Here is a 19397-nt window from a genome sequence, read left to right as displayed (position 1 = left end):
ACCCTTATGGACTGAAGGGAATAGCCAGTCCGATACATCTGTAACCTAATTAACACATAAACCATGAACGAACCTTAGCAAAGAAAGTTAGTGACAAGTATAGGGGGACGCACCAATAAATAATATAACTATCACTAATTGAATTCTAAAAAAAAACTAATGAGTAAAAAACAATTGATACTAACCGAACAAATGATAAAACTATGGAAAGAATGTGTAACTGATTACCTGGAAAAGCTATGCGATGGCCCTATTGGTGAGCTGAAGCCAGCGTTACTGGCTGATGGCGTGCTGGTGCCCAGGTTTAAGAGAAAGGGCTCTTTTTTGCTGGAACCGGATATGCTTGTGGCCGAAGCCCATTTTTTAAAAAGTGGCATGGCCATGTTGTACAGCATTGACAAAAAATCTGGCCAGCCCAAGATCTTTTACATATGGGAACCCGGCACTATTATAGTGCTGTACAAAGAGTTCAGAGAAACCCTGCCAAGCGATGACTACTTTATTGAAATAATAGAGGACAGCGAAGTAGTAAGCATCACCAGTTTAAGTATGGATGGCATTTACCAGGAACATACCATAGCTTATGCCCTTACCCAGAAAATCTTAGCCGGGATGAAGAAACGCTTACTGGTGCAAATGGATATTTTACTGACGCCGGTTAAAAGCGATAGGTATAGCCTGTTTGAAGAGAAATTTCCTGGGTTGAGGGGCAAGCTAAGCAACGACGTGATTTGCTGTTTTATTGGAGTTGGGCCTACTACCCTGGTAGGATCGAAAGCTTAAACATTTCGAAAACGGTGTTTCGATTGCCCGAAAACGACTGGTAGCCTTCCTTAGGGGAGGCTACTTTTGTTTTGTTCCTGATGGTTAAAAACAGGGGCCTTGAATGATGAATAAATTGAAATGGTACGGCGGTTTTATAGCAATAATAAGCTACGGTTTTATACTCCTGTTTATATATGCCGCTACCAGTAAACTGTTGCAATTATAGGAATTGTACTGCAAAAGAAATTCATTGGCCAATTGGATCAGGGCTAACGCCGAAAACCCTGCAAAAGAAAACGAGTAGGCATTAAACTTAAACAAAAACAAAATGAAAAGATCATTTTTACTAGCCTTTGCCCTGATAGTTGGGGTAGGCGGTGCTTTGGCCAACAACAATTTAGTTAAAGTACAGAAAGCTGCGAGCAGTTATACCTATTACCTGGAAAGTGCCTGCGACCAGGTTGTTACTTGCGACGACCAATACGAAGGAACGCCATGCAGCATAGCATTTGATAATGTTGTGGTATATGACGGACCCTCTTGCTTAACTGGACATGAGGTTGTAACCATTCAGGGCAAGCTGCCTTTGGAATGAGACTAGCACATCGGGTTTGGCTAACCGGCTTTGGCTGGTTAGCCATTATAACGGGTTTTGTATATTTTAAATGCAAGGATAAGTCAACTGGTTTTAAGCGCGGCCACATTTATGAGGCCAGGCAATTACAGGTACTGGATTTGAAATATAACTCGTGGTTTATTGCCGGGCTTAGCCATAGCCGTATTTACCTGGGCAACCTTGCAGGCGCGCTGGATTTGCTAAGCTGTAATTACAAGCTAAAAGACACCCTGAGCCAGCGCGTGCCGTTTAGCTATAACGAAAAGGTAGACTGGCGGCTGGCCCGCCTGAAAGTTGACAGCCCTATGGTTTATCTGTACGAATACAAAACACCTGCCGTAGTAACTGCCGTTACTCCTTTTGCGCAGGAAAAATATTATCCGCTGGCGGGCATGCATTTTGATTTGATGCAATTGCTATCGCCCGGAAGCCTTATTGTAAATGCTTATGAGCCTGCATTGCGGCAAAAGTTTGTGCAAAAGGTATGGCTGAACAATAAGCCCCATATAGACAGTTGCAAGCGTTACGGCCATCAGTTACAGCGGGGTGGGAATTTTAGCATAGATGGGTTTATTAGCTGTAACCGCAGGCAAAACGCGGTGCTGTTTACCTATTACTACCGCAACCAGTTTATATGCCTGGATACCAATTTGAACCTGCGGTACATTGGAAAAACCATTGATACCAATACCGTTGCCAAATTAAAGGTGGAAGAACTGGAAGTAAATGGCAAAAGGGTACAAACCATAAGCGGCACGCCGCTTATAATAAGCAAAAGGGGCTATAGCGATGGTAATTTTATTTACCTGCAGGCGGGTTTAAAAGCCGATAATGAAAAACTAAAACTGTTTGAACAAAGAATAACCCTGGATGTTTACAGGCTGAATGATGGCGCTTATTGGCATAGTATTTACCTGCCCGAATACAAGTTTGAACCGCTATCTGATTTTGCTGTTCGGGGCAATATGCTGATTGCCTTGTATGGAAAGTATATGGTTACTTACAGTATCAATATTAAAAAGATAAAACTGACTGGATATGCCAAATGAGCTGATGCTGATATTTAATGAACTGGAAGCATTAATGATAGCTGAAGGCATGCTGCGCAGGCAAAAACTGAAAAGGAAAGAAACCCTGCTGCGGCCCGGTATGCATGCAGATGAGGTGCATCTCATTTGCAGCGGCATGGCTAAAATGTACTGGAAGAACATGGACAACGAAGAGTTGATTTTTGCTTTTTGTTGTGAAGACGAAGTTTTGATTGTGCCCGACAGGTTTGTGCTGGGCGGCAAAAATGAGCGGGTATATATTGAAATGACCGAGGACAGCGAGATCTATACCATCAACAAAACGCAATTGGGGCTCGCTTATCAGCAGTTTGAGGAAATGCACCAACTGGGCAAACTGGTGTTGGCCAGCCTTAACAGGAAACGGGATTTGCATACGCAGGTATTGCAGGAGCCGGAAGGCAGCAGATATGGTTTTTTCTGTGCGTTGTTTCCGGAACTAAAACATCGGCTTTCAGAAAAAGATACCTGTTCTTTTTTAGGAATAAGCAAAACCACACTTTTTAGCAGTAAACGTTTTTACCTGCTTAAAGACAGCAGGAAGAAGTAAAAAGGTTCGGAATAGAACTTTTTTATGTTCGAAAAGGAGTCTTTTTTTAGGGCTGTTGCTCTTTAAATTGGCGGTATAAAATCTGAAAGAAATGAAGCTTAAAAATATATTGATTGATATCTGCACGCTATTGCTGGTATTGCTGTTTACCTATGCAGCCGCCAGCAAATTGCTGGATTATGACCAGAGCAAGCTGCAGATGACAAAGCAGCTGATCCCTGCAGGAACGGCTCCGGTTTTAACCTGGCTGGTGCCGGTAGCGGAGTTGCTTGTAGTGGGTTTGTTGCTGTTTAAAAGAACGCGGTTAGTTGGGCTGTATGCATCGGCTGTGTTGATGGCAATGTTTAGTGTTTATATAGCTGTGGCCATGAGTGGCTGGTTTGGCCGCAGGCCATGTAGCTGTGGCGGGATATTATCCAATATGGGATATTGGGAGCACCTGTTGTTTAATGTGTTGTTTGTAGGAGTTGCTGTTACTGCTATCGTCATGTCGAGGGAAGTGAAACGACGAGACATCTAAAAATATTTAATTGGCCAATTGAATCAGGAGAAGCCGAAAACCTGAATCTGAGAGAGTAGGCATGAAATTCAAAAATTAAATAAGATGAAAAATCTATTAAGTAAAATCAACAAAGTTGGATTGTTTGCCTTTGTATTGGGCTTATTGTTAATCGGTACACAGAGTGCTTTTAAAGTAGCAAAGCTAACCCCGCCAGCTGATGGCTGGTTTGAAGTTACAGTGATTGACCCTATGCAAAGTCACAGTGATCCTACCAACCTGGCTTTTGGTACCCGCATTGATGAGCCAGATGAAACCAACGAAGAGGGCTGTGCCCGTACAGGAAATACCGGCGATCTTTGTGCCGTTTTTCTGGATTTTACCGTAAGTGCCACTGCTGTACCAGCTAAAATATCTGATGTAAATGCTACTTACGAGAGCATTACAGATGATGCACAACAACCGTTGTAATGAGGTTAAACAAGAGCGGGGGCAATTGCTCCCGCTTTTTTATTCAAAATAATTTTAAAAATTAGTATTATATTTAATACTATGAGGAATTGGGTTTGATGGTCAATTAAACGCTGCCTGATAAACTTGAATTTATTATGGAAAAATCAAAACCTTCCTTGTACCAGGCCGCTACAAAAGTGTGGAATAAAGCTATCAAGATTGATACCCCATATACGAAAGACCTGGAACTCACGCTAGAACTGCATAAAAGGTTATTAAATATTTTTCAGGTTGGGAATCATTATTATATGATTTTCAATGTTTGCACTTTATATATTTTACTATAATGCTTTAATTGATAGTAGAGGAAGTGGTGCTTGGGAATCCGCACTATTTATGAAAAAATTTATACAGCTTAATATTCAAAAAATAGAAAAAGGAGGTAAAGATTTATTATATCTACCTTTAGAACCAGAACGATATATCCCAACTGTATTTTTTTACAATTTCGGTCCAAACGATGAGAACTTTGTTGAACTTCAAAATGCAATTGATGCTTTAAAGAATCCTAATAAAAAATTAGTTAGTACTAGTAGTAAAAGTGTTAATGGACAAAATAAAGGGTTAACAAAACAAACTGAAAATTCGCTTGTACAAACGGAAGCAAATAAAGATAGGACAGGTAATAACAATTATACAAGCGGTAGAGAACTAAACTTTAATTTTGGAAAAATCAATAATGGAGAAACCCATACTCATTCCTTTCGTTTATCCAAAAATGTTAAATCTGCGACTGCAAACTGTGGTTGCGTAACAGTTGATACAAATGTTAAAGGCCCAAATGTAGTTTTATCAAGATTTCACGGTATCGCAAATTACAAAGGGCCTTTCGCTAAAAGTATTGCAGTTATATATGAAGATGGAACAACTGAAACATTATATCTAAAAGGGGAATTATTATAACGTAATATAGAACTACCCTCAACACTACACATAGCTTTAATGGCCCGAAATATATTTCGCGTAGGAAATGACCTCACTCACGTAAGATACTCGCTCATTGGCGTAAAATGTTTCGGATTATAACAGCTGAAAACTATTTTAGGTCTACTACATAAACCTATGCCTGTGAAAAATTTTAAAACGCTCAGCAAAGCTGAAATGAAAAAAGTCAAAGGGGGCCTTGATTGCTCTACAGTTTACAAACTGGCAAAGACTTCAGCAATACATTAAAGCATATTCAAGCCTATCCCGATCTTTTTGTTCGGGAATATCTCTTGTGCTTTCTAGTTACGGACTATAATGAAATCTGGAACAATCGCAAAAAATATATAAAACCCTTATGAATTCAATCAAATTAACGTCTGAACACCGGTACAAAGCCATGGTGTTCTTTTTTCTGACTTTCTTATCAATCTTTTTATCCTGCAAGAAACAGGAACCAACTCACCAACAAACAGTAACGATTGGTTTACCAGGCGGTACTATTTCAGCGTCTAAAGGTGGATCAAAAGGTAAAGTCTCAAATGTGATGGACGATTGTTACTATTATCTTGGAAGCATTACGATATTTGTTAGTGGTACTTCTCAATGGGCTGTTGATGCAGCAACAAAGGATTTTAAGACAGAATGGAATGCCCGCAATAATATACGTTTTTATTCTCGCGAGGCAGTCGAAGATGAAATTGATTTGATAAAAGCGCAGATTCCAAGCTGGGAGTGGTCTTATGACGTGATGATAGACATTGTAAATGAAAGCCAGGCTGTCGGACGTTACTGTGAATTTAATGGTGGTGGCGGAGGGGGCGGCGGTATCGGCGGGCCAAGCACGCCTCCTGCCGGTTATGAGCCAAATGGCCCCACTGAAATCAAGGATAGCGTGTTAAATACTTGTCTAAAGTCAGGATTGAACCGATCCCTGACGGCAGGTACTACCATTAAAAATATGCTCAATCAAACTTTTGGCGGTACTGGTTATACGAGTAAGGATATTACATTCTATGATGTAAATAACTTAGCTGATACTATTATGGGTGTGTGCAGGGGCTATAATGCCTATGTATTTGAAATCGCATTAAATAAAAATAAACTTCCGGATATGTCCGAGCAATACATAGTTTCAACCATCTACCATGAAATCCTGCATGCGTATATAGAGGCAACCTATACAAGGAATGCGGACGGAAAACTAATACTTCCAATTGGAAATGGACACAATGAGATGGCTGATAACTATATTGCTCTTTTAACAGGTGCTTTGAAAGTCGCTTTCCCTGGTATTTCAGATGAAATGGCTTGGGGATTATCGTGGGGAGGATTAGAAGAGACAACTTATTTTAAATACAAATTAACCGCGCAGGAACAGGAACAAGTAAAACAAGTAAACCAGAATAGTAGAAAAACAGCTCCATCAGGAAGTCGAATAGGAACTTATTGCCCATAATATTATGAAAACAACAGGAATATTTCTAGTATGCCTTGCCTTTATTGGCAGTGCTTACGCTCAAAAAAAACAAACTTCCATAGCTAACGAACGAATTGTTATTTCTGAGGCTAGAATCAAAGAGATCGACATCAGGATACCGATCATAAAGTCTATGGTAAAACCCTCAACGGATTTTAAGGAGTATTTTAAAATAGAAAAAAATGCCGTGCATATAATGGCCATAGGAGTTTCGTTCGCAAGCGATGGTGAAGTTGATACAGTGTATATGTCTGAGAAATTAACGCCAAAAATTCTACAGATTTTAAAGCCAGACGCTTCTACTACAAAAAGAATACGTGAAACTTTAAGGCCGTTAAAAACCTATAAAAATCAAGTAATACTTTTTCCTATCCTGATTTTCAATGAATCAAATGCTGAAAAAGTAGCAAGTAATCATATAATGTTGAGTGAATTTAGTGGACTTTGGCCCAAACTCAGAGAGACCGATAAAAAAAAGGAATTGGTTTTGCTGAATCCATATTACAACGGATTTTCGATGGTTTTAAATTAAATATTTTCGCCAGGATTTTTCCGGTTTAACATACTGCCCAGATTGGGTCCAATAAATACGAAAAAGGACAACCGATGAAGTTGTCCTTTTTCTTTTCAGACACCCTCTTTGTCTTTTTACCTCGGGTTTTGCTGGAAGTTGCTCAATGCTATTTCATTATCTGGTATGGGCCAGGTATAGCGGCTGTCATTTGGTGGCAGGGTATAAGTTGTACCGTTAACAATGCGGGTTAAAGTTGTGGCATAATCGGGTTCTTTATTTAACCTGCGGAGGTCTTCCCAGCGCGTACCGCGCAACAACAATTCCTTTTTTCGTTCAGTGAGTATGTGGTTTAAAGCTGTTGTAGCATCTGTAGTTATCAGGTCTGCATAGCCGGTTTTGTTGTAACGGGTTTTGCGTAGGGTGTTTAACGTTTCCATTGCTTTTGGCACCTGGCCGGTACGGGCAAGGCTTTCTGCAAGTATCAGCCAGACTTCATCTGTTGCCAAGCCGGTAAAACAAGTTGTTGCACCTTTGTAGGAGCCTTTTGGCAAGATCCGGCCATCTGTATTGTTAAAGAAATAAGCCTGTTTCCTGAGGTCGGTACTCTGGTAACTGTTAACCAGGCTTGCAGGTATATTGATGCGGGTAACTGTTAGTATGGCAATGCCGCTGATACCGGTTGCAAACAGGATTTCGGGGTTCAGCTCTGCATCGGTCGGAAAGGTAAACCGGTTGCTGAGGTTAAAAGTATTGAGGTCATTTAACGTGGAGTGTAGAGAGAGGCTTTGGCTGGCATAATCTGCAGCTTTTCCGTAATCGCCCATCATCAGAAAGGTTTTGGCCAGCATGGCATAGGCCGCGGCTTTGGATGGGCGGGATTTAAACAGTGCCGGTTGCGGCAGCAGTTCTGCTGCTGTGGTTAAATCTTTTATGATCTGCCCGTAGGTTTGAGCAACAGTACCGCGTTTGGATGGAAGGTTAATGTCTGCTTCCAGCCGGATAGGAATGCCGGGATCGCTGGGGGCTGTAGCTACGTTGTAAGGTTTGCAAAATACCTGCGCCAGCTGGTAAAAGTTAAAGGCCCTGTGGAACATGGCGGAGCCTTTAAGGTTATTGTATTCGGCCTGCTGTGCTGCAGCAGGTTTGATGTTTGCAGCCCCATCAGCTGCAGTATTGGCGTACAGGATACGCCAGTACGCGTTGTTCCATTCTTCAAGCGCGTTGCCTTCATATACATCTTTTGCCCAGATGTACCCGTTTTTTTGATAGGGGTTGGGCAAGGCAGCCCATACGGCATCAGATACGCTGTACTCATCGGAGCCAATGATGGCCAGTTCACTGCAGGCATTGTTGTTCATGATGGTTTTGTTATCCATCAGACCCTGGTAATCGGCAATTGTTGCCGGAATAACCAGGCTTTGGTTTTGTTTGACTTCCAGGAACTCTTCCTTGCAGGCGGTTATGCAGCTTAATGTAGTAAGTGCGAGTATGGCTATTGAAATATGATTTTTCATAATCTGTGTGTTGAATTAAAAACTAACGTTTAGGCCAAAGGCGTAACTGGCCGGATCTGGGTAGGAGGCGTTTGGATATTCAGGGTCAAGACCTTGTTTGTTGGCGCGCCACAATATGCCCAGATTGCGGGCATAGGCGTAAAACCTGATCTGGCTTGCTTTGATGGTTTTGGCTATACTGGCGGGCAGGGTATAGCTTATGCTGATATCCTGCAAACGGATATGATCGCCTTTGGTAATGAGTGCTGCAGAGCGGCTATAGTACTGGCTCAGGTAGGTATCTGCCTGTCCTGCGGCCGGTACATCGGTAAATCTTTCATCGCCAGGTTGTTTCCAGCGCTTAAAATAATCGGCATGGAAGTTTTGGGGCAGGGTGTATTCTGAAGATGGATAAATGGACTCCCTTTTAAATACATAGCCTGTTTTAAAAGAAATGACCGCGCTAAGCTGGATGCCTTTGAAGCTAAAGCTATTGCGCACAGAGCCGAAATAAGGCGGTATGGTAACGCCATTGAGCAGACTGTTTGCCGGATAAGCATCCAGATAGGCTTTATAATCGCTACCATATTGTTCAGGGATGTTTGGCTTGCCGGTATTGTGGTTAAGGCCATGCCAGGGCAGGTAATAGGTAACATCTCTGGATAGTCCTACCTGCAGAGGTATTGGTGTACCGAAATAAAAGCTGAGCGCATTGGTAGCGCTGTTGCTGTAATTGGTAACCTTGTTGCGTACATAACTGAACAGCAGGTTGGTTTCCCACTTAAATTGGCCGGTTAGGTTTTGGGTGTTGAGTTGTACATCAAGACCCCGGGTTTGCAGGTTGGCATAATTGATCAGATTGGTTACCAACGGCACTACGTTGGGTACGATGCCGCTGGACGGGGCCATGAATTTCTGGCCAATCAAATCGCTGGCATTTTTGACGTAATACTCTACACTGCCCTGTATGCGTTTGTTTGGTGTAGCAACATCGATGCCCAGGTTTGTGGTGTTAACCAGTTCCCAGCGTAAGGCAGGGTTACCTGCACTACGGATTTGAGTGATGGGCAGTTTGGTGCTGGATTCTGTGCCGTAGGAAATAACCGGATAGGTAGTGACCGCTTTGTTGACATTGCCTGCACTGCCATAGGTAGCCCTTATTTTTAAGTATGGCAGCCAGTCTGCTTTATAAAAGTTTTCTTTGCTGATTTCCCAGCCCAGGCCTGCCGACCACAGCGGCACGCCTTTTTGATTGGTTTTTACACCGAACAGGTTAGAACCATCCCAGCGGATGCTCCCGGAAAGCGTGTAGCGTTCTTTATAACTGTAAGCCGCATTGGCGAACCAGCTGAAGTACCTATCGGTATAACTGGCCATTGCCGATGGTGGGGCGGGTATGGTACGTGAGCCTGATGGGCGTTGTGGGTATGCCTGTTCGTAATTGTAGGCATTACTACCTGTAAGCACCGCTGGGTTGTAATTGTAAATGACGTAACCGGGGTTAATGGATTGTACCACTTGCCTTAGTTCGGTACCTGCAAGACCGGTAATGTTGTGGCGGCCTATGCTTTGCTGGTAATTGAGTTGCGCACGGCCAGAATGGATGTTACTTTCGTTATTGCCACTTTGCCTCAGGATATCGCCATAGGGGATAATGCGGGTACCATTAGCCTGGGTGTAACTGTTGACCATATTGCGGACCTCGTAACTGTTTTTATCAAAATGGTTTTTGCCGTTACTGAGCGTGGTGATGTATTGGTAGGTAAAGTTGGCATTAAAATACCTGAGAAAACTGAATTTGGCACCGGCATTCATTCGTAGTTCTGAAGACTGGCCGTTGTTGTTGATGTGGTTGCGGTCTTCAACTGGCTTATAAGTCCAGTTGAGTAAACCCAGACTTTCTGCATTTTGCACGTAGTTTTGGCCCAGCTGGTAGGGAATGGCCAGGGCATTGCCCTGTTCATCAACTAAACGGGTGTACGGTGAGATAGGGTAGGCGTTCTCATAATCGAGCTGGCTGATGGTGATGCCGTTGTTTACCGAATTGGAACGCGTATACCAGATGCCCCCGGTAAGTTCGAGCGCGTTAAAAGGTTTGAAAGTGTTTTGCAGGTTGAGGTTTAGCCTGCGGTTGCTGTTGCCAATGATGAAGGAGCGGTTATTATCCAACCCTGCGGAGAGGTAATATTTGTAAGCCTTTTCTCCACCGTTGATGCCCAGGCTATACTGCTGGTTGATGCTTTGCTGGTACAAGTAAGCTAAAGCCTGCTGCCGGGCATCGGTATTTTGCAGGATATTTTCCTGGCGGTTGAACCCGACCTGGCTGATGGCATTGTTTTTTAACGCGAAGAGCAGATCTACATACGCAGGAAGGGCGGTTTCTACGGTTTGACTATAGGTGTTTTTATCGAAGAGTTCTTTTTCAAAGCCCATTACTATGGCCGAAGGGAGCCATTTTTTGCTGTAATACAGGTTAGGCCGGTTGCCAAGGGTAACATTGCTGTTCAGCGAAATGCTGGTTTTTTGGTTAAAGCGGCCTTGTTTGGTAGTGATAACGATAACGCCATTGCCCGCCCTGGCGCCCCAGATGCTGGCCGCAGCTGCATCTTTTAAGATGGTGACGCTTTCAACATCGTTGGGGTTGATGTTATCGATATTGCCCTCGTAAGGGAAATTATCGACAACAATAAGCGGGCTTTCATCGGAAGCGATGGTGCTGAGGCCTCGTACCCGGAGTGCAGGCGTGCTGCTCAGCTCCCGGTTGTTTTTGCGCCTGTCGAAATTGAGGGAGCTAGAGATGCCTTCGAGCCTTGCGATGATGTTGCTGCCGGTGCTGCGGTTAATCATTTCTTTGCTGATGTAATCGAAAGAACCCGTTGCCCGTTCTTTTGGGATTTGGTAATAACCGGTATTGATGGTTACCTCTTTGAGGTTGATGGTATCTTTTTTTGTTTTGCTGGTATCTGCCTGTGGCTTGTTTTGGGCATGGCAGAATTGGATGCTCATGTAAGCGATAAGCAGGAGTATATACTTGTACATATTTGGTTAGCTGGTTAGTTACTGGATTTTTCCTTTTCTGTTGATAAATTCGATGGGTTTACCTTCTATGGCTCTGCGGATGTTTTCGGCAGTCAGCATTTTTTTGCCGGGTACAGCCAGTAGCTTACCGTCCTTAATCCAGGCGATGCCAAACCCGGTTAAGTAACGACTGAGCACGACTTTATGTAAGGTGGTATCGCCTACGATTGACGGCCAGACGTACTTTTTCTTTTTCATAAAGGGCGAACCATTTTCAATCAGATCGTTTATGAGTACGGGAATAACTACCAGATCGTCTTTAAACCGGGCTTTTATGGAGTCGAGCAGATCGAGTGATTCGATACAGGGATGACAGTAGGTAGCCCAAAAATCGAGAATGATCAATTTATTGCCATAATCTTTTAAACTGATTTTGCTTTTGAACCTTGGATTGTTAATAACTGGAAATGAACGGTTCCAGATGTCAGGCGGAATTTTATCGCCGGTATTGATGGGATAGATGACGGTTTGGATGGCTTGTGCATTTGTTTTACTACTGAAAATGAGGCAAAGTGTGGCCAGTACGATGGTTAATGTCGTTTTTTGCATATGAATAATAGGTTTAGCAAGCGTTTGGGTTAATAATTAAATTGTGGGATGATGGGAGAGGATTGTTAATCTGGAGGGCAAATGATGAGGTTAAATAGATCGGTATTGCTGTGGAGCAACTCTATAAGTTGCTCGTAAAAACTTAAGACTTTTAGTTGCTGGCTGGCATTGAGTTTTTCCATGTCCAATGCATAGAGGTTGGTTAGGAACAGATCTATATACTGACGGGTGCTGTGCAGGGAATTGCTGATGGCTTGGGTTTGGCTCATGGTTATTTTGGGTTAAAAAATAAACTGAGTCCCTGGTGGAGTTTAGAGGAATGCTTAGGGCTGAGGCCGGGTTTTGTATTGGCCTGAAAGCGAAGATGCACTATAGCGGGCTCTAAATACCGCTTCTGCAGGCTTCTCACGGCCTTGGACACGGATTTACAATAGAGCCCATAACGCTACAGTGCACCTTCAAAAGTACAACAATATTTGTTATGGGCATTAATCTATTGTCCCTGTCCTAGATTTGTGAGAATTTGCAGAACGAGACTCTTTATTAATACCTCGGTTAAGAAGTAAGATATGTTTCTGGGTTGTTTAGTTCATTGGCTTGTATGTTGATTGTTCTTTTATGTTCTGTTGTTTGAGGTCGCAAATTGCGACCTCAAAAGTTTGTTCTTTGTTCGTTTATATCATTTTGCTGATGTCGACAAAATGATTATTGTAAGCTATAATCAAATATAGTGACAATAACTTAAACAATCAAATATTTCTCTATAATTAATTTACTGTGTTTTTGTGTGAAAAATTGGATGTTTTCACAGAATTTTGATTGGTCATGTAATTTTGGTACCCTATATGCGTTTATTATTTTGAGAGCGTTAATTTAGATAGCGGGGAATGGTCGGTAGGATCGTTCCCCGCTTTTTTATTCATGAATTTCGTATCTTAATTAAGGTGTGAACCAAATATCAAAGAGGTTACCTTGTACATTTCGACAAGAGTGGGTAAGAACCATTTTCCTCGGAATCTACAACTCGAGTTCCGCTTTCTTTTTGTCAATCTACATATAGCTTAGCAAGCAATTCCCAACCATGCCGTCAAATTATTTTCTCTGGTTTACATCAACAGCTTTCGTTGTGACTACCAATTTTAATCCTTTTGATCCTTTTTTGATGAACTGCAAATTAAGGAACAAAAAACAGAATTAAAGAGTGTAACCCTCCCTTATTTCGGTTTAAAGTGTTTTATCTTCAATTTTATAATCTATTTCGACCCGCTGATTAGTTATGGCTATGAAATACTCTAAGCCAGAAAATATAACTTCAAATTCTGAAGTATGAAGGGTAAATTTAAATTTATTCCATTTTTGTGCTATATAACCCATAATTTATTCAGTATTTAATTAGTCGTAAATTTAAGCGTGTTGGTTTTAGGATTTTACATAACGTTTCGGGGCTTTGCAATGGTGGGGCAATCGAAGCACAAATCTTCAATTTTGCACAAAACTTCAATCGAAGAACTACCGTTGAACTTTGCAGTTTCGCCCCACTATTGCAAAACCCTTGTTAGGCACAGTTTTTTTATAAGTCTTTTCTTTTGTTCCAGTCAAATTTATTCTTATTCTCTGCGTTTCGCTTTGCTAAATCTGAAAGCATATTATCAATTTTCTTTTTAGCTATCCATTTCCCATTAAAGAAAACACCAGAAATTTTCCGTGTGTTTTGAATATCATTTAACGGATTTTCGTCTAGCAAAACAAGGTCTGCGTATTTTCCGACCTCCACTGTTCCTATTTTGTCGGCTATACCAAGCCATGTTGCAGATAATCTTGTAGTAGAAGCTAATGCTTCTTCTGGAGTTAAACCAGCTTTAACCAAAAGTTCGATTTCATCGTGAAGTGAAAAACCATAAATTACGCCAGAAGTTCCTGCATCTGTTCCTGCAATAATAGGTATTCCTGCTTCATGAAATGCTTTTACCAATCGATTGTTAAATTGTATCATTCTTTCAAGATAAGCTATAAATTCAGGACTTGTCCGTTTGTTGTATTGATTAGATGTGAGCCATTTGCTCCTCATAAGCGGATGTATGTACTGAAATCCTTTAAGTTTAATAATATTGTCTAAAGATATAGTTTGGTCGAGAATTCTTTCAATCGTAATCAAAGTAGGTGAAAACCAGATGCTGTTTTCTTTTGATAGCTTCACGAAATTCTGAATATCTTCTTCACTGTAATCTTTAGATTGTTTGGCAAGTTCTTCAGCATGAACAATCATATTAAAGCTAGGACTAAATGCTTCTTCTATTGTGCTTTTGAATGCATCAGGGATATGTCCTAATACTTTAATTTTTTGTTTATTAGCTTCATCAATTATAGCTTTAAAAGTTTCAATGTTTAGGTCTGAATATACTTTGATAAACTCGTACCCTTCTGCTTTTGCTAAACGAACTGTTTGACGTCCATCGGATGGAGTATTGGCAATCCTGCCAGAACCGTCACCTCCATTAATTAATGCAGCCAGCGCTATACGAGGTCCAATCACATGTCCTTTTATGATTTCGTTTCTTTGTCCAAAATTTTCTGCTCGAGCATTGAGGTCAAATATTGTTGTAACACCGTTTGCTACATAAGGCAACATCACATCTTGTGTGTCGAAGAAATATGTAGCTCCTTTTGTAGGATATGTTGAACTATAATAACTATCTGTAAGTCCATGAACATGCATATCAATAAGTCCAGGAATTAGCCATTTTCCTTTGCCATTAATAGTTTTAGCAGACTTAGGAATTGTCCCGTTAATGGAGACTATTTTTTTGTCTTTAATAAGAATGACTGCATTTTCAATGATTTTATTTTCTAATGTCATTGTAATGATATTCACATTCTTGATGGCAATTAGGGTAGCTGTATCAGATTTTATTTGTGCTTTTACAATCTGTGAAAATGTCAATAATAAAACTGTCAACAAATATTTCAGGTCTCTTTTTTGCATGAAGGTTTCTATTAAAATTGTACCTAACGTTTCGGGGCTTTGCGATGGTGGGGCAATCAAAGCACCAATCTTCAATTTTGCACAAAAGTTGAACCGAAGAACTACCGTCGAACTTTGCAGTTTCGCCCCACTATTGCAAAACCCTTGTTGGTAGTAGTTTTTTTATGAGTATGAGTTTATGCAAAGCATTTTGTCAGAATTGTTAAAGAACAAAATCGTGTCATTTCCGTCCGTAAAGAATTCATAACCAACTATTTTTCCGATAACTTCAAAGTCATCAATGTTTTCAATTTTTGGTTTGTCATAATAATTTAGAGTTCCTTTTAGTTCGTCGGTTGTTTCATCATAAACAATCGGACTGATTTTATCGCCATCAGACCAACCGTCAATTATTCCTCTAAATGCCCCAAATTCATTAGTTAATTCAAGGTTTAATTTGTTAATTGAAAATTCATAAAATGTTTTTATATAATAATCTGCATCAAACTCGTCATCAGTTTTTATGTCAAGATTTTGCTTTTGTTTTTCGATATAATCGTCAGTTTGCGTTTTAGTTTCTAAATAATTTTTTCCATTAAGTTCAAAATCACTTTGCAGTTTGCTGAATATTTTTTTTGCTTGTTTTGAACCTTTGTAAAGCTTAATGTTGCCATTGAATTTGTATTTATTTTCTACAACGTCGAAAAGTGTATAACTGAAAGTACTATTTTCCGTTTCAAAATTTTCGTCAATCCAAAGTCCATTCGAAGAAATAAAATGAAATACTTTATTTGGATATTTGTCAAGTGTTAAACTGCATAAAGGATAAAATATTCCTTTAAGAGTTTCGTCAGTAAAAACTTCGTCAAAGTTTGGATATAATTCAATTTTCATTTGTCTATGCGTTTCGTTTTAAAATTACGGCTAACGTTTTGGGGCTTTACGATGACTGGCAAACCGAAGCCGAAACCTTCAACTAAAATACAAATTTCGACCGAGGCACAAAACGTGAATTGATAACTTCCTGCCCGCTATTGCCAAACCCTTGTTAGTGGCAGTTTTTTTTACTCGTGATTTTTAGATACTTTATTTTAGACCTGTTATATTTCCTTCAACATCTAACTCAAATATCTCATTCTTTTTATTTTCAGTATAAAATGCACAAATTAGACTTTCAATTTCGTTTTCTAAAAACATTTTGTAGGCTTGTTCTTTTCCTATTGATAGTTCTGATTGAATAAGAAAAAATCCAAGAGTTTCTTTTGTCTCCAAAAAATCAACAATTTCATTACTTATTGAACACTGAAAGTATATCTCTTCATTTGATTTATATATTAATAACGGTTCAGATGTCGTTTTTTCTAACTCAGCTCGTGCATCAGTTCCCATAATATAAAATTGGTCATCTGACTCAACTTCCCAACCATCCAATGTCCTTAATTGTTGCCATTCAGTCGGATTTTCTGTTTTACATATTATAACAAACAATTCATCATCTTTTACAAAAGAGTATAATCCTTTATTCATTTTAGTTTTTTTATATTCAAGTAATTTTGGTACAACGTTCGGTTTAAAATTGCAGCTAACGTTTCGGGGCTTTGCGATGGTGGGGCTATTACACTATTGGTTCGTCATAAGCATCTCCTAATTTTTCAAAATCTTCTTGTAGCCAATACCAATGTTCTCCTTTGTTTGCATACAAGTTCTTTAACAAATCAGTAAAATTTTTCGCAACAATTGCAGAGTCGCCTTGTAACGAATGAGTTTCGTAGAAGCTGTCATAACATTGCCCATTTCGTTCGCTTGTCAAGTCGATGCTAATATATTGGCTCATTTCATCGGCTTTTGCTATTAAATACCATTCGTTACAAATTTCACCTTCAAGTTCTTCCCAAATAACATCGTCTTTTGGATATAAGTATTTATTTGTCGGAATAAATTCTTCTCGTCCTATAATCGTTATTCCGTATGTTTTGCTTTCAAACAATTTAATTCCGTCTGTCAATTCGTAAAACTCTTTTAAGTCGTCAGGAATATTTGTTGGCAAAGCAATTTCCTTATTCGCAGGTCTGATTTCGCAGTTTTGATCCTGCTTAATTAAATTTATAAGTTCTGTTATATTCATACTTTCTTCTTGTGTTTTCGGTAGGTCATAAAGTGATGGCTAACGTTTCTGGCCTTGGTGGCGGTGAGCAAACCGAAGCCGGAAGCTTTAACTAAAATACAGATTTCTACCGAAGCACAAAACGTGAATTGATAACTTCCTGCCCGCTTTGGGCAAATCCTTGTCAGCAATACTCCATTATTCATCAATTTCTTCTCCCAAGGGTAAAATTCCATAATCAACCAAGCTATATTCAGGAAATTTCTGTTTTAGTTTTGTGTCAATTTCTTTTATAAGTGACTGCTTTCCAAAATTGCTAACCGGCTCTTTAAAATTAAAGTAATAAATCGGCGAACTCCAACCTTCATATTCCTGTTTTGTCAATTTGATTTCAATGTTATTAAGCTTTACTTTACTGAAATAGCAATGAACTGGGAAATTCGGAGAATGTGGCAGCTTATTCCGTAAATAATCTGGCCGGCTATTCCGGACAAAAATGGTTCTTCCCCACTTTTACTGAAATATCCACTCTGCTTTCATATTTGATATTGCTATAATCAAATATAGTAGCGACAACTTAAACAACTAAATATTTCCCTGTAATTAATTTACTGTGTTTTTGTGTGAAAAATTGGATGTTTTCACAGAATTTTGAGAGGTCCCCAATTAGCGAGACACCGTCTCGCTAATTGGGGACCTAATGGCGTTCACCTAGCCAATCATTTCATTCACCCAGAAAAGAGCATCATTCGCGTAATAAAATTCGAAACACAAATGAATGTTGTTATATATGCGTAATTTTTACCGGACGGAACAACTATCACAGTGAACAGGTTATTGGTCTCTTGAGCTCAAATTGTACAAATAATTCTGGAAATCATGAAAATATTTAATGCAAAACAGCGAGTAGTTGAATTTAGTTACAACGAACTCTTTGCACCTATGAAAGGGGAATTTGGTTTGCCCAGTTATGTACTAAACACATTCTTCCCATACAAATTGAATACGCAATACTTTGTATTGAAATGGTCTTTGCATTATATGGATAAAAAAATAAATCATCTGTTATTTGTGGTTACCGTTCATAGCGAATTTGCATTTGAATTAGAAAATGAAAAAAGAGATTTTCAGGATGTAATGAAACAACTAAATTTATTCTATAGTGACGTTATTAATTTTGTGCGGGAGAATACAGAAGGAAATTTTGATCGATTAACCCCAATTGTTTTTGCTTTTGATGATGTAATAGAAGTGATGAAGGCTCATGGATTTTATCAGCACTTGAATTAAAGTAATGAAAAAAAGGTTAAGCACTTTAATGATCCTGCTATTGTCCTCTATTTGCTATGCCCAAACAAAAGGTACTGTACCTAACGCTCAAACAAATGTTACGGTACCTGTTAGGCTAAGACCATTTTTAGGATCTAAAAACTTAACCGCTATAGGCGATTTAAAAACTGGAACGGTAAAGGTAAGCATGGATTTATGGAACCAGGCTTGGGCCCTTTCCTGGGGTGGTTTAGAAAGAACAAATTATTTTAAATTTAAGTTGACTCCTCAGGAGCAAGAACAGGTGAACAAGATTGACCAAAATAGCCGCAAGAGCGCTCTTGCAGCTGATAGAATAGGAACCTATTGTAATTAATATGAAAAAATTAGGATTATGTTGTATGTTTTTTGTTTTCATAGGGATGTCCTATGGACAGAAAAAACAAGTTTATGGGCATCAAGACATTGAACCAATCCGGATAACGGAAGAGGGAAAAAAACTGGATATAAGAATACCCATCATGAAAGCCATCGCAAGTTCATGGAATGGGGATGGATTAGAAAAAATCAATAAAGATGCTTTACATATAATGTCTGTAGGGGTGTCTTTTAATGACAAGGGTGGTGTTGACTCTGTATACCTATCGAAAAATCTTTCTGTAGAAATTCAGCAGGTATTAAAGCCGGGCAAATCTGTTACAAACGCAGTACGTGAAATGCTAAAGCCCTTAAAGATCTATAAAAACCTAGTAGTAGTTTTTCCCGTACTAATATTTGACGGTAAGGATGATAAGGTAGATTCCAAGCAGATAAAGTTAGCCGAGTTTACCGGTATTTGGCCGAAATTCAATGCTGATGATATAAAAAAGCCGGTTGTTTTGCTTGATCCATTTTTTAATGGTTTCAAACTGGGGATACAATAAATTGACTTTAGTACTGTGGTAATTGCTCGGTTATAATATTGGCATATTATATGTATTTGTTTTACTGAGCGGAGAGGAACCAGTTTGGCGT

The 19397-nt window shown here is 39.7% G+C and carries 22 protein-coding genes; 13 read left to right on the top strand and 9 right to left on the bottom strand.

The features are described from left to right. The first annotated feature begins 159 nt into the window (after nucleotides 1-159). From ABIE26_RS26355 to ABIE26_RS26310, 10 genes are all read left to right on the top strand, one after another. Nucleotides 160-783: a Crp/Fnr family transcriptional regulator gene (locus ABIE26_RS26355; protein WP_310146770.1), complete on the top strand. Its 624-nt coding sequence runs from the start codon at nucleotides 160-162 to the stop codon at nucleotides 781-783. 310 nt (nucleotides 784-1093) lie between these two features. Beyond that, the gene (locus tag ABIE26_RS26350) at nucleotides 1094-1360 is read left to right on the top strand and encodes a hypothetical protein (RefSeq protein WP_310146772.1); all 267 of its coding nucleotides are present in this window, start codon (nucleotides 1094-1096) and stop codon (nucleotides 1358-1360) included. Further along, entirely contained in the window at nucleotides 1357-2430 is a 1074-nt protein-coding gene (locus ABIE26_RS26345; protein WP_310146774.1) for a hypothetical protein, read from the top strand. The genes ABIE26_RS26350 and ABIE26_RS26345 overlap by 4 nt, the downstream gene beginning before the upstream one ends. Then, nucleotides 2420-2998, top strand: coding sequence for a Crp/Fnr family transcriptional regulator (locus ABIE26_RS26340; RefSeq protein ID WP_310146776.1), 579 nt, complete (start codon nucleotides 2420-2422; stop codon nucleotides 2996-2998). The genes ABIE26_RS26345 and ABIE26_RS26340 overlap by 11 nt, the downstream gene beginning before the upstream one ends. A 91-nt stretch (nucleotides 2999-3089) precedes the next feature. Next, nucleotides 3090-3518 carry a MauE/DoxX family redox-associated membrane protein gene (locus ABIE26_RS26335; protein WP_310146777.1) on the top strand — a complete coding sequence of 143 codons (429 nt, stop codon included), beginning with the start codon at nucleotides 3090-3092 and terminating at the stop codon, nucleotides 3516-3518. An 84-nt stretch (nucleotides 3519-3602) separates the two neighbouring features. Next, entirely contained in the window at nucleotides 3603-3968 is a 366-nt protein-coding gene (locus tag ABIE26_RS26330; protein WP_310146779.1) for a hypothetical protein, read from the top strand. Between the two features lie 300 nt (nucleotides 3969-4268). Then, nucleotides 4269-4913 carry a hypothetical protein gene (locus tag ABIE26_RS26325; protein WP_310146781.1) on the top strand — a complete coding sequence of 215 codons (645 nt, stop codon included), beginning with the start codon at nucleotides 4269-4271 and terminating at the stop codon, nucleotides 4911-4913. A 159-nt stretch (nucleotides 4914-5072) separates the two neighbouring features. Further along, nucleotides 5073-5183, top strand: a complete 111-nt coding sequence (locus ABIE26_RS26320) for a bacteriocin-like protein (protein ID WP_354376268.1) — start codon at nucleotides 5073-5075, stop codon at nucleotides 5181-5183. Nucleotides 5184-5292: 109 nt separating this feature from the next. Then, nucleotides 5293-6393 (top strand): hypothetical protein, encoded by a 1101-nt coding sequence (locus ABIE26_RS26315; protein WP_310146782.1) that lies wholly within the window; start codon nucleotides 5293-5295, stop codon nucleotides 6391-6393. Nucleotides 6394-6397: 4 nt separating this feature from the next. Next, nucleotides 6398-6946: a hypothetical protein gene (locus tag ABIE26_RS26310; protein WP_310146784.1), complete on the top strand. Its 549-nt coding sequence runs from the start codon at nucleotides 6398-6400 to the stop codon at nucleotides 6944-6946. 116 nt (nucleotides 6947-7062) lie between these two features. Here ABIE26_RS26310 and ABIE26_RS26305 read toward each other — a convergent pair whose 3' ends face one another. The 9 genes from ABIE26_RS26305 to ABIE26_RS26265 all read right to left on the bottom strand — a co-directional run bounded on the left by ABIE26_RS26305 (nucleotide 7063) and on the right by ABIE26_RS26265 (nucleotide 17498). Then, complete coding sequence (locus ABIE26_RS26305) at nucleotides 7063-8442, bottom strand: RagB/SusD family nutrient uptake outer membrane protein (protein ID WP_310146786.1); 1380 nt, start codon at nucleotides 8440-8442, stop codon at nucleotides 7063-7065. A gap of 15 nt (nucleotides 8443-8457) precedes the next feature. Then, nucleotides 8458-11460 (bottom strand): SusC/RagA family TonB-linked outer membrane protein, encoded by a 3003-nt coding sequence (locus ABIE26_RS26300; protein ID WP_310146788.1) that lies wholly within the window; start codon nucleotides 11458-11460, stop codon nucleotides 8458-8460. Between the two features lie 18 nt (nucleotides 11461-11478). Next, entirely contained in the window at nucleotides 11479-12048 is a 570-nt protein-coding gene (locus ABIE26_RS26295; RefSeq protein ID WP_310146790.1) for a TlpA family protein disulfide reductase, read from the bottom strand. A gap of 65 nt (nucleotides 12049-12113) precedes the next feature. Next, nucleotides 12114-12317 (bottom strand): hypothetical protein, encoded by a 204-nt coding sequence (locus tag ABIE26_RS26290; protein WP_310146793.1) that lies wholly within the window; start codon nucleotides 12315-12317, stop codon nucleotides 12114-12116. 1301 nt (nucleotides 12318-13618) lie between these two features. Continuing rightward, on the bottom strand, nucleotides 13619-15106 hold the full coding sequence (locus ABIE26_RS26285; RefSeq protein ID WP_354376267.1) for an amidohydrolase family protein: 1488 nt from the start codon (nucleotides 15104-15106) through the stop codon (nucleotides 13619-13621). Nucleotides 15107-15193: 87 nt separating this feature from the next. Next, nucleotides 15194-15904 (bottom strand): hypothetical protein, encoded by a 711-nt coding sequence (locus ABIE26_RS26280; RefSeq protein ID WP_310146796.1) that lies wholly within the window; start codon nucleotides 15902-15904, stop codon nucleotides 15194-15196. Between the two features lie 192 nt (nucleotides 15905-16096). After that, complete coding sequence (locus tag ABIE26_RS26275) at nucleotides 16097-16537, bottom strand: hypothetical protein (RefSeq protein WP_310146798.1); 441 nt, start codon at nucleotides 16535-16537, stop codon at nucleotides 16097-16099. A gap of 88 nt (nucleotides 16538-16625) precedes the next feature. Further along, entirely contained in the window at nucleotides 16626-17135 is a 510-nt protein-coding gene (locus ABIE26_RS26270; RefSeq protein ID WP_310146800.1) for an SMI1/KNR4 family protein, read from the bottom strand. Between the two features lie 177 nt (nucleotides 17136-17312). Beyond that, nucleotides 17313-17498, bottom strand: coding sequence for a hypothetical protein (locus ABIE26_RS26265; protein ID WP_310146801.1), 186 nt, complete (start codon nucleotides 17496-17498; stop codon nucleotides 17313-17315). Nucleotides 17499-17993: 495 nt separating this feature from the next. Between ABIE26_RS26265 and ABIE26_RS26260 the strand changes: the two genes are divergently transcribed. The 3 genes from ABIE26_RS26260 to ABIE26_RS26250 are packed head-to-tail and all read left to right on the top strand — an operon-like array spanning nucleotide 17994 to nucleotide 19306. Beyond that, a complete protein-coding gene (locus ABIE26_RS26260; RefSeq protein WP_310146803.1) occupies nucleotides 17994-18404 on the top strand; it encodes a hypothetical protein in 411 nt (136 codons plus the stop codon). Nucleotides 18405-18408: 4 nt separating this feature from the next. Next, entirely contained in the window at nucleotides 18409-18759 is a 351-nt protein-coding gene (locus ABIE26_RS26255; protein WP_310146805.1) for a hypothetical protein, read from the top strand. 1 nt (nucleotide 18760) lies between these two features. Continuing rightward, nucleotides 18761-19306, top strand: a complete 546-nt coding sequence (locus tag ABIE26_RS26250; protein WP_310146808.1) for a hypothetical protein — start codon at nucleotides 18761-18763, stop codon at nucleotides 19304-19306. Nucleotides 19307-19397: the final 91 nt, after the last annotated feature.

It is taken from the genome of Pedobacter africanus, from assembly GCF_040548825.1.
Lineage (GTDB): Bacteria > Bacteroidota > Bacteroidia > Sphingobacteriales > Sphingobacteriaceae > Pedobacter > Pedobacter africanus_A.
This window is presented reverse-complemented; position numbering and strand designations above follow the sequence as displayed.

Bases quoted from the DNA above. Each gene is read 5' to 3' on its own strand.
- ABIE26_RS26355 (WP_310146770.1), top strand. From the start codon at position 160: ATGAGTAAAAAACAATTGATACTAACCGAACAAATGATAAAACTATGG.
- ABIE26_RS26350 (WP_310146772.1), top strand. From the start codon at position 1,094: ATGAAAAGATCATTTTTACTAGCCTTTGCCCTGATAGTTGGGGTAGGC.
- ABIE26_RS26345 (WP_310146774.1), top strand. From the start codon at position 1,357: ATGAGACTAGCACATCGGGTTTGGCTAACCGGCTTTGGCTGGTTAGCC.
- ABIE26_RS26340 (WP_310146776.1), top strand. From the start codon at position 2,420: ATGCCAAATGAGCTGATGCTGATATTTAATGAACTGGAAGCATTAATG.
- ABIE26_RS26335 (WP_310146777.1), top strand. From the start codon at position 3,090: ATGAAGCTTAAAAATATATTGATTGATATCTGCACGCTATTGCTGGTA.
- ABIE26_RS26330 (WP_310146779.1), top strand. From the start codon at position 3,603: ATGAAAAATCTATTAAGTAAAATCAACAAAGTTGGATTGTTTGCCTTT.
- ABIE26_RS26325 (WP_310146781.1), top strand. From the start codon at position 4,269: ATGTTTGCACTTTATATATTTTACTATAATGCTTTAATTGATAGTAGA.
- ABIE26_RS26320 (WP_354376268.1), top strand. From the start codon at position 5,073: ATGCCTGTGAAAAATTTTAAAACGCTCAGCAAAGCTGAAATGAAAAAA.
- ABIE26_RS26315 (WP_310146782.1), top strand. From the start codon at position 5,293: ATGAATTCAATCAAATTAACGTCTGAACACCGGTACAAAGCCATGGTG.
- ABIE26_RS26310 (WP_310146784.1), top strand. From the start codon at position 6,398: ATGAAAACAACAGGAATATTTCTAGTATGCCTTGCCTTTATTGGCAGT.
- ABIE26_RS26305 (WP_310146786.1), bottom strand. From the start codon at position 8,442: ATGAAAAATCATATTTCAATAGCCATACTCGCACTTACTACATTAAGC.
- ABIE26_RS26300 (WP_310146788.1), bottom strand. From the start codon at position 11,460: ATGTACAAGTATATACTCCTGCTTATCGCTTACATGAGCATCCAATTC.
- ABIE26_RS26295 (WP_310146790.1), bottom strand. From the start codon at position 12,048: ATGCAAAAAACGACATTAACCATCGTACTGGCCACACTTTGCCTCATT.
- ABIE26_RS26290 (WP_310146793.1), bottom strand. From the start codon at position 12,317: ATGAGCCAAACCCAAGCCATCAGCAATTCCCTGCACAGCACCCGTCAG.
- ABIE26_RS26280 (WP_310146796.1), bottom strand. From the start codon at position 15,904: ATGAAAATTGAATTATATCCAAACTTTGACGAAGTTTTTACTGACGAA.
- ABIE26_RS26275 (WP_310146798.1), bottom strand. From the start codon at position 16,537: ATGAATAAAGGATTATACTCTTTTGTAAAAGATGATGAATTGTTTGTT.
- ABIE26_RS26270 (WP_310146800.1), bottom strand. From the start codon at position 17,135: ATGAATATAACAGAACTTATAAATTTAATTAAGCAGGATCAAAACTGC.
- ABIE26_RS26260 (WP_310146803.1), top strand. From the start codon at position 17,994: ATGAAAATATTTAATGCAAAACAGCGAGTAGTTGAATTTAGTTACAAC.
- ABIE26_RS26255 (WP_310146805.1), top strand. From the start codon at position 18,409: ATGAAAAAAAGGTTAAGCACTTTAATGATCCTGCTATTGTCCTCTATT.
- ABIE26_RS26250 (WP_310146808.1), top strand. From the start codon at position 18,761: ATGAAAAAATTAGGATTATGTTGTATGTTTTTTGTTTTCATAGGGATG.